At 73.1% G+C, this 12,542-nt stretch carries 14 protein-coding genes and 1 tRNA gene; 7 read left to right on the top strand and 8 right to left on the bottom strand.

Going from position 1 to position 12,542, the window contains the following annotated elements; genetic code table 11:
• Nucleotides 1-156 precede the first annotated feature (156 nt).
• Nucleotides 157-675: a GNAT family N-acetyltransferase gene (locus BLW57_RS26835; RefSeq protein ID WP_176985731.1), complete on the top strand. Its 519-nt coding sequence runs from the start codon at nt 157-159 to the stop codon at nt 673-675.
• On the opposite strand, the gene BLW57_RS26830 is transcribed toward BLW57_RS26835, so the two are convergent.
• Complete coding sequence (locus BLW57_RS26830; protein ID WP_093477991.1) at nt 659-2,698, bottom strand: MDR family MFS transporter; 2,040 nt, start codon at nt 2,696-2,698, stop codon at nt 659-661. The two genes, BLW57_RS26835 and BLW57_RS26830, sit on opposite strands and share 17 nt — an antisense overlap.
• 293 nt (nt 2,699-2,991) lie before the next feature.
• A complete protein-coding gene (locus tag BLW57_RS42540; protein WP_256339598.1) occupies nt 2,992-4,050 on the bottom strand; it encodes a hypothetical protein in 1,059 nt (352 codons plus the stop codon).
• Nucleotides 4,051-4,066: 16 nt separating this feature from the next.
• On the opposite strand from BLW57_RS42540, the gene BLW57_RS42535 reads away from it, so the two are divergent.
• Nucleotides 4,067-4,285 (top strand): peptidoglycan-binding domain-containing protein, encoded by a 219-nt coding sequence (locus BLW57_RS42535; RefSeq protein WP_256339597.1) that lies wholly within the window; start codon nt 4,067-4,069, stop codon nt 4,283-4,285.
• Nucleotides 4,286-4,303: 18 nt separating this feature from the next.
• Here the strand turns inward: BLW57_RS42535 and BLW57_RS26815 are convergent, their stop codons facing one another.
• Nucleotides 4,304-4,972, bottom strand: a complete 669-nt coding sequence (locus BLW57_RS26815) for an HAD-IA family hydrolase (protein ID WP_093477989.1) — start codon at nt 4,970-4,972, stop codon at nt 4,304-4,306.
• Nucleotides 4,973-5,181: 209 nt separating this feature from the next.
• The gene (locus tag BLW57_RS26810; protein ID WP_093477987.1) at nt 5,182-5,763 is read right to left on the bottom strand and encodes a TMEM165/GDT1 family protein; all 582 of its coding nucleotides are present in this window, start codon (nt 5,761-5,763) and stop codon (nt 5,182-5,184) included.
• A 374-nt stretch (nt 5,764-6,137) separates the two neighbouring features.
• Between BLW57_RS26810 and BLW57_RS26805 the strand changes: the two genes are divergently transcribed.
• A complete protein-coding gene (locus BLW57_RS26805) occupies nt 6,138-6,782 on the top strand; it encodes an HNH endonuclease family protein (RefSeq protein WP_093477986.1) in 645 nt (214 codons plus the stop codon).
• 119 nt (nt 6,783-6,901) lie between these two features.
• Here BLW57_RS26805 and BLW57_RS26800 read toward each other — a convergent pair whose 3' ends face one another.
• The 3 genes from BLW57_RS26800 to BLW57_RS26790 all read right to left on the bottom strand — a co-directional run bounded on the left by BLW57_RS26800 (nt 6,902) and on the right by BLW57_RS26790 (nt 8,591).
• Entirely contained in the window at nt 6,902-7,516 is a 615-nt protein-coding gene (locus BLW57_RS26800) for a DedA family protein (protein ID WP_256339848.1), read from the bottom strand.
• Between the two features lie 108 nt (nt 7,517-7,624).
• Nucleotides 7,625-8,083, bottom strand: a complete 459-nt coding sequence (locus BLW57_RS26795) for a DoxX family protein (RefSeq protein WP_093477982.1) — start codon at nt 8,081-8,083, stop codon at nt 7,625-7,627.
• A 262-nt stretch (nt 8,084-8,345) separates the two neighbouring features.
• A complete protein-coding gene (locus BLW57_RS26790) occupies nt 8,346-8,591 on the bottom strand; it encodes a DUF2277 domain-containing protein (protein WP_093480900.1) in 246 nt (81 codons plus the stop codon).
• A 93-nt stretch (nt 8,592-8,684) separates the two neighbouring features.
• On the opposite strand from BLW57_RS26790, the gene BLW57_RS26785 reads away from it, so the two are divergent.
• Both BLW57_RS26785 and BLW57_RS26780 read left to right on the top strand, forming a co-directional pair.
• A complete protein-coding gene (locus tag BLW57_RS26785; protein WP_093477981.1) occupies nt 8,685-9,584 on the top strand; it encodes a ketopantoate reductase family protein in 900 nt (299 codons plus the stop codon).
• 105 nt (nt 9,585-9,689) lie between these two features.
• On the top strand, nt 9,690-10,034 hold the full coding sequence (locus BLW57_RS26780) for a hypothetical protein (RefSeq protein WP_093477979.1): 345 nt from the start codon (nt 9,690-9,692) through the stop codon (nt 10,032-10,034).
• A gap of 47 nt (nt 10,035-10,081) precedes the next feature.
• On the opposite strand, the gene BLW57_RS26775 is transcribed toward BLW57_RS26780, so the two are convergent.
• Nucleotides 10,082-10,153: transfer RNA gene (locus BLW57_RS26775), tRNA-Val, on the bottom strand.
• Between the two features lie 306 nt (nt 10,154-10,459).
• Here BLW57_RS26775 and BLW57_RS26770 point away from each other — a divergent pair.
• Together BLW57_RS26770 and BLW57_RS26765 are read left to right on the top strand one after the other, a co-directional pair.
• Nucleotides 10,460-11,854, top strand: coding sequence for a hypothetical protein (locus BLW57_RS26770; RefSeq protein ID WP_093477978.1), 1,395 nt, complete (start codon nt 10,460-10,462; stop codon nt 11,852-11,854).
• 83 nt (nt 11,855-11,937) lie between these two features.
• Complete coding sequence (locus tag BLW57_RS26765) at nt 11,938-12,528, top strand: DUF4383 domain-containing protein (protein WP_093477976.1); 591 nt, start codon at nt 11,938-11,940, stop codon at nt 12,526-12,528.
• The last annotated feature ends 14 nt before the right edge of the window (nt 12,529-12,542 follow it).

Genomic DNA, 12,542 nt, shown 5'->3' with positions numbered 1-12,542 from the left:
TCGGACCGGCCCCGCTGGCCGGTTCTCCCTTCGTGTGACCCGGAAGTGGCCCGACAAACGACGGGTGTTGCACCGCGGACCGCGCCCGGCCCTCCCCGCGCCGGTCCCGCATATCCGGTTGCGCGGGGTGCGCGCCGGCGCCCCAGAATGGCCGCCATGACCTGGACGATCGCACCGGAACCGTACGACTCCCCGGCCGCCGCCGCGCTGTGGCGGGCGTACTACACCGAGGTCAGCGATCGCTGGTACCTGCTGCACGAGGGGCGCCGCACCGACCCGGACGAGCTGGAGCGGGAGATCGCCGCGCACACCGGGTCCGAACTGGGGCCGCCGCGGGGCCGGTTGCTGATCGGCCGGTACGACGGGGAGCCGGCCGGCTCGGCGGGCGTACGGCTGCTGGACCCGGACACGGCGGAACTCACCCGGGTGTTCGTGCTGGAGGGACGGCGCGGCACCGGCGGGGCCGCGCCGCTCGTGGCGGCCGCCGAGGAGGCCGCCCGCGCCCTCGGAGCCCGGCGGATCGTCCTCGACACCCGCTCCGACCTGGTCGAGGCCCGCGCGCTGTACGCCCGCCTCGGCTACACCGAGACCGGTCCGCACAACGACGACGTCTACGCCGAGCACTGGTTCCGCAAGGAGCTGGGGACACCGGAGCCGGTCACCCGCTCGTGGTGACCCTGGTGTCGTGCGGGCGTTCCCGCTCGGCGCCGCACAGTTCACCGGTGAGTTCCCTGACCAGCCGGCTCAGGTCGGTCGAGCGGCCCGGCTGCCACCAGTCGCCCAGCAGCTCGGCCAGGGAGTCCTCACGGGCCCGGGCGAGCCGTTCGGCGACCTCGCGTCCGCTGTCGGTCAGCACCAGGTCCAGGCCCTCGCGGCGGGCCAGGTGCCGCCCCTCCACCTGGCGGGCGGCGGCCATGACCACCTGGAGCGGGACCGGGCAGCGCTCGGCGAGCACACCGGGTTCGACGGAGCCGTACCTGCGGACGCGCAGCAGCAGCCAGCCGGACTCGGGCAGCAGGTCGTAACCGGCCCGTTCGGTGATCTTCCGGTAGATCTCCTGGCGGCCCTCGCGGGTGCCGAGCAGTGACAGGGCGCGGCACACCTCGTCGTACGAGGAGCGCTGGACCGGGTTGGGCGGGATGGTCTCGGAGACGTCCGGCGCGGTGACCGAGCCGCGCAGCCGGTCCTCCTTCAGGAACCAGGCCAGCAGGAAGCCGACGGCGGCCACGGGTGCGGCGTACAGGAAGACGTCGCTGATGGCGGACGCGTAGGCGTGCAGGGCGGCCGGGCGCAGCGCGGGCGGCAGCGTGGCGATGCCCCGCGGGTCGGACTCCAGCGTGGTCGCGCCGACGCCGGGCGGCAGGTTGATCCCGCGCAAGGCGGCGGCGAGCTTGTCGCCGAGGCGGCTCGCGAAGACCGTGCCGAAGATGGCGACGCCGAAGGAGGCGCCGATGGACCGGAAGAAGGTGGCGCCGGAGGTGGCGACGCCCAGGTCCTCGTAGGAGACGGCGTTCTGCACGATGAGCACCAGGACCTGCATGACCAGGCCGAGTCCAAGGCCGAAGACGAGGAAGTACACGCTCATCTCGGTGGTGGAGCTGTGCTCGTCCAGCCGGTGCAGCAGGAGCAGGCCGATGGCGGTGACGGCGGTGCCGGTCAGCGGGAAGACCTTCCAGCGGCCGGTGCGGCTGACGATCTGCCCGGACACCGTGGAGGACAGCAGCAGCCCGATCACCATGGGAAGCATGTGCACGCCGGACAGGGTGGGCGAGATGCCGTGCACCACCTGGAGGAAGGTCGGCAGATAGGTCATCGCGCCGAACATGGCGAAGCCGACGATGAAGCTGATGACGGCGGCGAGAGTGAAGGTGCGGACGCCGAACAGCTTCAGCGGCAGCACCGGTTCGGCGGCCCGCCGCTCCACGGCGACGAACGCCACGGCGAGCAGGACGCCCAGCACGCACAGCCCGATGATCTGCGCCGAGCCCCACGCCCACGTCGTACCGCCGAGGGAGGCCACGAGCACCAGGCAGGTGGCGACGGCGGCGATCAGGAACGTGCCGAGGTAGTCGATGACGTGGTGGGAGGTGCGGCGCGGGATGTGCAGGGCGGCGGCGATCACCGCGAGCGCGACGATACCGACCGGCAGGTTGACGTAGAACACCCAGCGCCAGCTCAGATGCTCGGTGAGCAGCCCGCCGAGCAGCGGTCCCAGCACACTGGTCGCGCCGAACACGGCACCGAACAGCCCCTGGTAGCGCCCCCGTTCCCGGGGCGGCACGAGGTCCCCGACGATCGCCATGGACAGCACCATCAGCCCGCCGCCGCCCAGGCCCTGCAGCGCCCGGAAGGCGATGAGCTGCGGCATGTCCTGCGCCATGCCGCACAGCGCCGAGCCGATCAGGAAGATCACGATGGCCGTCTGGAACAGCCGCTTGCGGCCGTACTGGTCGCCGAGTTTGCCCCACAGCGGGGTGGCGGCGGTCGCGGCCAGCAGATAGGCGGTGACCACCCAGGACAGGTGCTCCAGTCCACCGAGGTCACTGACGATGGTGGGCAGCGCCGTCGACACGATCGTCTGGTCGAGCGCGGCGAGCAGCAGGCCGAGCAGGAGGGCGCCGATCGGGACGAACACGCTGCCCTGAACGTGTTCGCTCTCCTTCGCGTCCTTCGCCGCGCCGTGCGTGTCCAGGGCCATGGAGACCTCCCGGGGCTCGGTGCACCTCTTCCATCGTGAGCGGTGTCACCGTTTATGGCCTGTTGAGTCCTGCGGATGTGAAGGAGATCCGCATAGTCTCTGAATTTCGTGAGGGGAGGGGACGAACGCGTGACTGATTCCGAGGGCCGCACCTGCCCGGAGTGCGGGGCGCCCAGGGGCCCCGACCGCACCCCGACCTGCGACTGCACCGAGCGGACGGCCGAGGCCCTCCACGAGGCCCGCTCGGCCGAAGCGGCGGCGGCCGAGGACTTCGACCCCTTGCGGATACGTCCCTACATCGACGTGGAGAGGCCGCGCCCGGCCGGAGGACGCGCGACGCCGGGTGCGGACGCGGGGTCGTCCGGCGCTCCGGGGAGCACGGAGGAGCCCGGGCGGCGGCCCGGCACCCGGACGTGCGGCGAGCCGTCCTCGCCCGTCGCCGCGCAGCACTCCGAGCCGTCCCCGTCGCACGCGTCGCCCGCTCCGGGGACGGGCACTCGTCCCGGACCGCCGCCGGACGCGGAGCCCCGCCCGGTCCCGGAGGCCGGGACCACCGCACCACCGCCCACCGGCGCCCACCCGAGCACTCCCCGGGAGCCCGGGACGGGCGGACCCGGCACGGCCGACGCTCGGACCTCGACAACGGCACAGCCCGGCGAAGTCGGCCCGACCGCTCCGCGAGGATCCGGGGCCGACGGGCCGGGCGGCGCCGGGGCGGGCGGCGCTCGGGCGTCGACAGCCGGCGGGCCGGGCGGCGCCGACGGCGCGGCCCCTCCGACCGGAATCCATGGGCCGAGCCCGGCCGAGACCACCGAACCCCGGACGTCCACGGCTCGCACCTCCGCGACAGCACAGCCCGGCGACGCATGGACGGTCGGCTCTCGGGGGCCCGCGGGCGGCGGGGCGGCCGAGGACGGCGCGGACAGTGCTCGGAGTTCCGCGGCGGGCGGGGCAGCCGGACCGGTGGCCTCCGGCGGACGGGGAGAGAACGGGCGGCGGCGGTCGCGGCGCACGGTGCCGGCGGTGGTCGCCGGTGCGGGCGTGGCGGTCGTGGCGGCGGCCGGATTGGCGAGCGGGGTGTTCTCGTACCACGCCCCGTCCCGGGACCAGGCGGCCGAGGAGGTCAGGCAGGGCGTCCCGGACGTCACCACACCGGGCCCGGCGTCCACGACGGCGACCGGTGCGCCGGTCGCGCCCCGCTCGCCCTCGCGGGCCGCTTCCCCTTCGCCCTCGTCGAGCAGCCCGTCGGGCTCGCCGTCGCCGTCGCCCAGTCCGTCCGCGTCCCACGGCGCGTCCGCTTCCGCCTCCCCCTCGGAGACGGCCGCGACGTTCTCCGCGAGCCCGCTGGACACCCCGGACCCCGGCCCGGTGCTGCGGCTCGGCGACAAGGGCCCCGAGGTCACCGAACTCCAACAGCGGCTGAGGCAGTTGAACCTCTACGTCGGCGAGATCGACGGCGTCTACACCCGTCCCGTCGAGAACGGCGTGCGCACCTACCAGCTGGCCCGGGGCATCTCCGGCGACGACTTCGGGGTCTACGGTCCGCCGACCCGGGCGAGCCTGGAGGCGGAGACGTCGGAGCCGTAGGCGTACGGACCGCTGCCGTCAGCCGACGCGCAGCAGGATCGTCCCGTCGGCCGCCCCCTCGACGCTCACCCGCGTGAGGTCGGGCACCACGACGTCGGGCCCGTGGACACCGGCGCGCGGACCGACGCCCACCACCCGCATCCCCGCGGCGCGCCCCGCCGCGATACCGGCGCCGGAATCCTCGAACACGACGCAGTCGGCCGGATCGACGCCCAGCTCGGCGGCGCCCTTCAGGAAGCCCTCGGGGTCGGGCTTGCTCGCGCCGACCGACTCCGCGGTGATCCGGACGTCGGGCAGGGGCAGCCCGGCCGCGTTCATGCGGGCGGTGGACAGGGCGACGTCGGCGGAGGTCACCAGGGCGTGCGGGAGAGCGCGCAGGGCGGCGAGGAAGACACCCGCGCCGGGAACCTCGACCACGCCATCCATGTCGGCCGTCTCCTCCGCGAGCATGCGGGCGTTGTCGGCGAGGTTCTGCGCCACGGGCCGCTCGGGCAGCAGCACGGCCATGGAGGCGTGCCCCTGCCTGCCGTGCACGACCTTCATCACCTCGTCGCCGTCCAGTCCGTGCCGCTCGGCCCAGCGCCGCCAGATGCGCTCGACCACGGCGTCGGAGTTGACGAGGGTGCCGTCCATGTCGAGCAGGAGGGCACGGGCGGTGAGGACGGTGGGCGTGGCGGTGGCCGGCATCGGCAGCTCCAAGCACGGGCGAGGGTCGTACGGTCGGCCCCCCTGGGCCCCCGGGGTTCCGGAGGGGACAAGGCGGCCCCGCCCGCCGGTCAGGGAGAACGGGCGGGAGCCACTTTGTTTCTCTACGGTACAAAACCGGGAGCGGCTTGCGCCACCGCCCCCCGGAAGGGTTCACCCAGCGTTCAGCTCGGCCGCCACCGCCTCGCGGATCAGCCCGCCACGGCCTCGTAGAGGCTCCACACGCCGAGACCCAGCATCAGCAGGGCCGCGATCTGCGTGATCAGCCGCAGCGGCACCCGGCGCATCAGGGCCTTCCCGCCCACGATGCCGAGACCGGCGACGGCCCACAGGCCGAGCACGGCGCCGAGACCGACGGAGATCGGGTCGTCGTAACGGGCGGCCAGGTTGGCCGTCATGATCTGCGTGAGGTCACCGAACTCGGCGACCAGGATGAGCATGAAGCCCGTGCCCGCGACCTTCCAGAAGGACTGGTCGGCGGGCTTCTTGATCTCCTCCTCGCCCTCGTCCTTCTTCAGCAGGAGCACCGCGGCGCCACCGAGGAAGAGGACACCGGTGAGCGCGTGCACGATCTGCTGCGGCAGCAGGGTCAGCACGCTGCCCGCCGCGACGGCGAGCACCACGTGCAGCAGGAAGGCGGCGGCGACGCCCGCGAAGACGTACGAGGCGCGGTAGCGCGTGCCGAGGACGAGACCGGCGAGCGCGGTCTTGTCCGGCAGTTCGGCGAGAAAGATGACGCCGAAGACGAGCGCCGTCACGGTGATGCTGATCAAGGTCCCTCAATCGGTCGGGGCTGCCCCACCGAGAGTGCGGTACATCACGCGACAACACCTCGGCACGGCAGCGCACTCGGCGCCCGTGCCGGGGCACGGGCGTGCACTGCTTGCCGAAGGTCTCGCTGGCGGCCTGCTCGAGGTCCGCCTCCGGGCGCCGGCTCAGGCTCGCTGAGCAGTATGTCGACGGTCCGGCGAAGAGCTACTCCCCTTCTGCGCGACCCATAGTACGGGACGCGAAAGTTGCGCCCCAAACCTTGTAGTGACATGAACACGTCACTAGTTTCTAACCGAGCGCTCACCCTCCGGCAACACGGCCTCGCGAGCATTCCCTCGCTCGCGCCCCAACACCCCCACCCCACAAGGGAGTTCGCATGCCGAAACTCTACGCGCGTCGACGTCTGAGCATACTCGCCACCCTCACCGGCCTGATAGCCTCCGCCGCCCTCTTCAACTCTCCGAGCGCCTCGGCCGCCCTGCCCACCCCGGTCAGCGGCGCCACGGCCCGCGGCTACCTCGCCCAGCTCACCGTGGCCACCGAGAACCGCACCGGCTACAACCGCGACCTGTTCCCGACCTGGATCACCATCAGCGGCACCTGCAACACCCGCGAGTACATCCTCAAGCGCGACGGCACGAACGTCGTCACCGACTCCGCCTGCGCCGCCCAGAGCGGCAGCTGGTACTCGCCGTACGACGGCGCCACCTGGACCGCCGCCTCCGACGTCGACATCGACCACCTCGTCCCCCTCGCCGAGGCCTGGGACTCCGGCGCGAGCAAGTGGACCACCGCCCAGCGCCAGGCCTTCGCCAACGACGTCACCCGGCCCCAGCTCCTCGCCGTCACCGACAACGTGAACCAGGCGAAGGGCGACCAGGACCCGGCCACCTGGATGCCGTCGCGGACCGCGTACCGGTGCACCTACGTCCGCGCCTGGGTGCAGGTGAAGTACTACTACAACCTCTCGGTCGACTCCGCCGAGAAGAGCGCCCTGACCAACTACCTGGCGAGCTGCTGACCCCCGGCCGGCCGGCAGCGAACCGACGGCCGGCGCGGAACCCCGCGCCCGCCGTACGCCGGTCGTACGACTCCCCGCGGTCCACTGGGGAGCCGACGCGGCCGGCGGCCAGGATCACGTCAGGAGACCGGGCGGCGGCGCATCAGGAAGCCCGCCGCCGCACCGGCCGCGAACAGCGCGGCCACCGAGACACCCGTGGCCACCCAGGTCGCACCCAGCCACTGGGCGCCGTAGTAACCGAGGGCGACGCTGTACGCGGCCCAGCACAGCCCGGCCAGGGCGGACCAGGGCAGGAAGTCACGGACGCGGCGATGGGCGGCGCCCGCACAGAACGAGACGACCGAGCGGCCCGCCGGCGCGAAGCGGGCCAGCACGACCAGCGCACCGCCGCCCCGCGCGAGGGCGTCGCCGAGACGTTCCTGCGCGGTGGTCAGCCGACGCGAGCGGGCTATCGCCCGGTCCAGCCGCTCCCCGCCCCGCCAGGCCAGCCGGTAGGCCACCAGGTCACCGAGGACCGAGGCGGTCGCCGCCGAGAGGATCAGGGCCAGGGTGTCCGGCACGTCGTGCGGCACACCGCCCGCCGCCGCGCCCGAACCGGCGGCCGCGGCCGTACCGGCCGTGATCACCAGCACTCCGCTCGGCAGCACCGGCAGGAACACGTCGAGCAGCACCGACAGGGCCACCACGGCATAGATCCACGGCCCGGCCGCGATCGCCCCCACGCTCTCGAACACCACGACTCCCCTTGATCCCCCGTCGACAGCCATACAGCGTACGCCGAGGGTGTGACAACGGGTGCCCAGGGGGCGCGTGCGACGGACGCGCGACGACGCGGCTACGCCTCAGGCCGCCGCCACCGGAGCCCGGTCCGCGGCGGACCCGCCCGCCGCCGCCGTACGCCGGCCGACCACCCGGTCGAGACCGAAGGCGCCGGAGCCGGTGAACACCAGCAGCAGAAACCCCCAGCAGAAGAGGGCGGGCAGCTCGCCGCCGTTCTCGATGGGCCACAGGGCGGCCCGCTGGTGGACGTCGAAGTAGGCGTACGCCATCGAGCCCGAGGCGATGAGCGCGGCCCCGCGGGTGCCGAGGCCGAGGATCACCAGGCCGCCGGCGACGAGCTGGATCACCGCCGCGTACCAGCCGGGCCAGGTGCCGGCCGCGATGGTGCCGCCGTCCGTCCCCGCGGCGCCGCCGAGGACGCCGAAGAGCGAGGCGGCGCCGTGCACCGCGAAGAGCAGGCCGATGACGATGCGGAAGAGCCCGAGGGCATAGGGCTGGGCGGAATCGAGGCGCGCGGACATGAGGGGTCTCCTCTTCGGTGTCGGTCGGACCGGCCAGGGGACGTCTGATGGCCGGCCGTGGGGGGTCGGCGGTACCGAACGAGGGGCCCAGGTTAGGTGAACCTAATCAATGCTTGCAAGTTCAAGATTTGGCCATCCCGCGGCGCCCCCTCGGCTCCCCCGCGCCCTTTCTCGGCACCCCACGGCGCCCTCCCGCCTCCCGAAGGCATGACAGAGCGGCCCTCCGCGCACGGGACAGAAGACCTGAGGAGGCGTCAGCGGGCTAGGCCACGTCCTCCGCGGAACGCTCGCGCACCCGCCGCCCCTTCACCTCCAGCCCGCCGAGCAGCTCCGCCGTGGCCCGGGCGACGGCCTCCACCGCCCGGTCGAAGACCTCGCGGTTGTGCGCGGCGGGGGCCCGGAAGCCCGAGACCTTGCGCACGTACTGCAGCGCGGCGGCGTGAATGTCCCCATCCGTGGCCTCTTCGGGCAGCACGGGCGGACGCAGCGTCTTGATACTCCGGCACATGCACCCAGTCTCACGCAGGCCGCCCGTCCCTGCGATGATCGCGCCGAAGGCGGCCACCGACCCCCGGGGCCGACCGTCGAAAGGAACAGCCTCATGGCGAACCAGCGCACCGTGGCCGTCCTCGGCCCCGGCGGCACGGGCGGCCTCCTCGCCGCCCTCCTCTCCCGCTCCGGCCACCGTGTCGTCTGCCTGGCCCGGGAACACACCGCGGACACCCTGCGCCGCACCGGAATCACCGTCCGCAGCGCCCAGTTCGGCGAGTTCACCGCTCCCGTCGAGGCGGACACCGAGCTGCGCGAGGAGGTGGACGCCTGCCTGATCACCGTCAAACACACCGCACTCGACGCGGCCCTCACCCGGATCCCGCCCACCGCCCTGGGCGACGCCCTGGTCGTACCGCTCCTGAACGGCGTCGAACACCCCGCCGCGCTGCGCGCCCGGTACCGCGCCGACCGGGTCGCCCCGGCCGTGATCCGCGTGGAGTCCACCCGTGTCGCCCCCGGCGTGATCGAACACGGCAGCCCCTTCACCGAGATCGACCTCGCCGGCGACGGCGTCCCCCGCGCACGGCTCGACGCGCTCGCCGCACTCCTCACCACAGCCGGCACGACCGCCCGCACGACCGGGGACGAGACCGCGACCCTGTGGGCCAAGATGGCCTTCCTCGCCCCGTTCGCCCTGCTCACCACCCGGTACGGGCTGCCGCTCGGCGAGGCCCGCACCCGGCACCGCGACGAACTGGAGGCACTGGTCGCCGAGACCACCGCCGTCAGCCGGGCCTGCGGCGCCCCCGCCGACCCCGCCCGGGTCCTGGCCCGCTACGACGCCTTCCCGCCCGGCGCCAAGTCGTCCATGCAGCGCGACGCCGAGGCGGGCCGTCCACTCGAACTCGACGCCATCGGCGGGGCGTTGCTGCGCGCGGCCGAGCGGCACGGCGTACCGGCACCGGTGGCGGCACGGCTCGTACGAGAACTGCGGGACACCGGTCACTGACACCGAAACCGGTCGGAGGGGGGCGACCACTCGTTCGGCTGAATCGCCCCCCGAACCCCAGGAACGAGCTCGCCACCCAAAATCGAACAGGCGTACCATTGCCGGGTGGCTACGACCTATGAATTCCCCAGTGACCTCCTCGCCGGCCAGGAGGAGCTGCATCAGGTCCGGGCCGAGCTGTCGGCCCTGCTCAAGCGGCTGCCCTGGTCGGTCGAGCCGAGGGAGGGCTTCAGTGACGACACGGGCTGGCGCAAGGTGGAGCGGCCCGCCTCCCCGGGCTGGACGGCGGACGAGCAGGCCGAGGTGGAGAAGCTGCGGCGCCGCGAGCACGAACTCGCGGTGTTCGTGAGCACGCACCGCTTCTGGGCCGAGGTCGCGACCCCGGAGCGGGCGGAAGCCCGCTCCAAGCTGAAGCACGCCCACGGCGAACCCCCGCGGGAACACCCCTGACGGCGACGAGAACGGCCCCCCGGAGACAACTCCGAGGGGCCGACCGGTGGGCGCGGACGGTTTCGAACCGCCGACATCCTGCTTGTAAGGCAGGCGCTCTACCCCTGAGCTACGCACCCTGAACACCCGGGCGACGAGCCCAGGAGGAGTGGACAGAGTACCTTGCCGGGCCCGGTGGACGGCAAACCCGTAACCGGCCGTGGGCTCTGCACGGCAGCGCGCTCACCGTCGACTGCTCCGAGCAGGCCTCGGGCGGCGACGGCTCGCTGACGGTCGCCGTGCCCAGGGCCGCGTACCGGGTGTCGGCCCGCTCCTTCCGGCGGGAAAGTCACGGTGTGCAGTGCGAACTGACCGGCCCGTGTGTTCGTCTTCAACGGGTGGGAGAATGACACCACCCAGGGCGAAGCACAGCACGGGAGAGGGATGTGACGGCGACACCGGGCACGCCATCGAAGCAGCCGTACCCACCGTCGTCCGCCGCGCGCCCCCCGCGCCGGCCCACGGCCCTGTGCGACACCCTGACCCTGATGAGCCTGCCGGTGCTGGCCGCGCTGGGGCTGTCCGCCGCGTTCGCCGGCGGGGGGACCCGGCGCTGGTTCGGCGGGCGGTCGGAGGGCCAGCGGGCGGAGGCGCAGGCGGCGAAGGACGCGGCGGCGGCCGCGTTCTACGAACTCGACACGGCGCAGCGGGATCTGAGGATCTCCATCGAGACGATCACGGCCGTGGACGACTCCCCCGCCGCCCGTCGTGCCGTCTCCGACTTCGAGGCGCTGGGCCGCCGTATCGACGAGGTCAGTCAGAACTACATCCAGGCGGTCGACGCCCATGATCTCGACCGGGACGATCTGGAGGCCGCGGCGGCGTCCCGGGCGCGTGCGCAGCTGAGCGCGGCCAAGGACGAGCTGGTGCGGGTCAAGCAGGAGCTGGACCGGTTCGGTGGTTCGCTGGGTCCGCTGCTCGGTAAGGCCGAGACGCAGCTGGCCCGGCTGGCGCCCGCCGTGGAGCGGGCCCGGCAGTCGCTGCTCGCCGCGAGCAACGCGCTGGACGCCGTGCGGGAGAAGGGTCTGCGGGCCGATGATCTCGCGGCGCGGCTGGCCGCGCTGTCGCCGGAGCTGACCCGGCTGAACCAGGGTGCGGGTCAGCACGGGGTGGCGGCGACGCTGGAGCGGGCCGAGCGGGTGCAGCGGGAGGCCGGGACGATCCGGGCCGAGGCGGAGCGGCTGCCGGAGAAGGCCGGCGAGATCGATCACCGGCTGGTGTCGCTGCGGACCCGGGCGCAGGCGCTGACGACGCGGGCCGGGCAGGTGGAGCCGGTGCTGAGCGAGTTGCGGCGCCGGTTCGCGGCCGCCTGCTGGCAGGATCTCCAGCAGGTGGCGGGGCAGGCCGGGGAGAACGTGCGGCAGGCCGAGCTGAAGCTGCGCGAGGCGCAGACGGCGCGGGACGCCCAGCGGTGGGCGGACGCGACGTCGCTGCTGTCGACGGTGCGGGCGCTGCTGAACGGCACGGACGAGGCCGTATCGGCTGCCGGTGATCGGCTGACCAGGCTGAACGCGGTGCAGAAGGATCCGCAGGCGGAGATCGAGCGCACCCGGTTCGCGATCCGGGACGCGCAGCGGCTGGCGATGACGGGGCGGACGAACCCGGATCCGCGGCATGCCGGGCCGCTGGACGACGCGGTGGGCCGGCTGGAGCGGGCGATCGGGACGCTGGAGGGACGCCATCCGGACTACTGGCATTTCCTGACCGAGACGGACGCGGTGCGGCAGGCGGTGGCGCGGGTGGTGGCGCGGATCCGGGAGGAGCGCGGCGGCGCTCACTGAGCTCCTGTGTTGCCGGGTGGGGTCGGGCGGGCGGATATTGATGTGGACGGATGGCCTCCGCTAATCGCCCGAGGGAGGCGGATATGGCCGCACACGCAGCGCATACCGAGGAACGGCCGCGGATGCGGCTGGACGACCACCTGCCCGTCGACCACCGGCTGAACCGGGTCTACCGGGTCGGCGCCGGTCTGATCGGCGGCTTCCTGGTCGCGTTCGGCATTCTCGGCCTGATCAACCACATCGGTTTCTTCGACACCGGCGGCAACTCGGTCGCCGGGCTGAACAGCAACGGCACGCTCAGTGTGCTGTCGATCTGCATCGGCGCGCTGCTGCTGGTCGGCATGGTGATCGGCGGGAACTTCGCGTCGACCCTGAACATGGTGCTCGGGGTGCTGTTCCTGCTGAACGGCTTCCTGTTCCTCGGACTGCTGGACACCGACAGCAATTTCCTGGCGTTCAAGATCCAGAACGTGCTGTTCAGCTTCGTCGTGGGGCTGCTGCTGATGACCTTCGGGATGTACGGCCGCGTCGGTTCGACGTTGCCGCACGACAATCCGTACTGGCGGGCCCGGCACCCGGAGGCGGTGCAGCAGGAGGAGCGGCGGCAGGCGGCGGCACCGGGCGACCGGGCGCTGCGGGGCCCGGAGGACATGCGCCGGCGCGGCATGGAGTGATGTGGTGTGGCCCT

It is taken from the genome of Streptomyces sp. 1222.5 (assembly GCF_900105245.1).
Lineage (GTDB): Bacteria > Actinomycetota > Actinomycetes > Streptomycetales > Streptomycetaceae > Streptomyces > Streptomyces albidocamelliae.
This window is presented reverse-complemented; position numbering and strand designations above follow the sequence as displayed.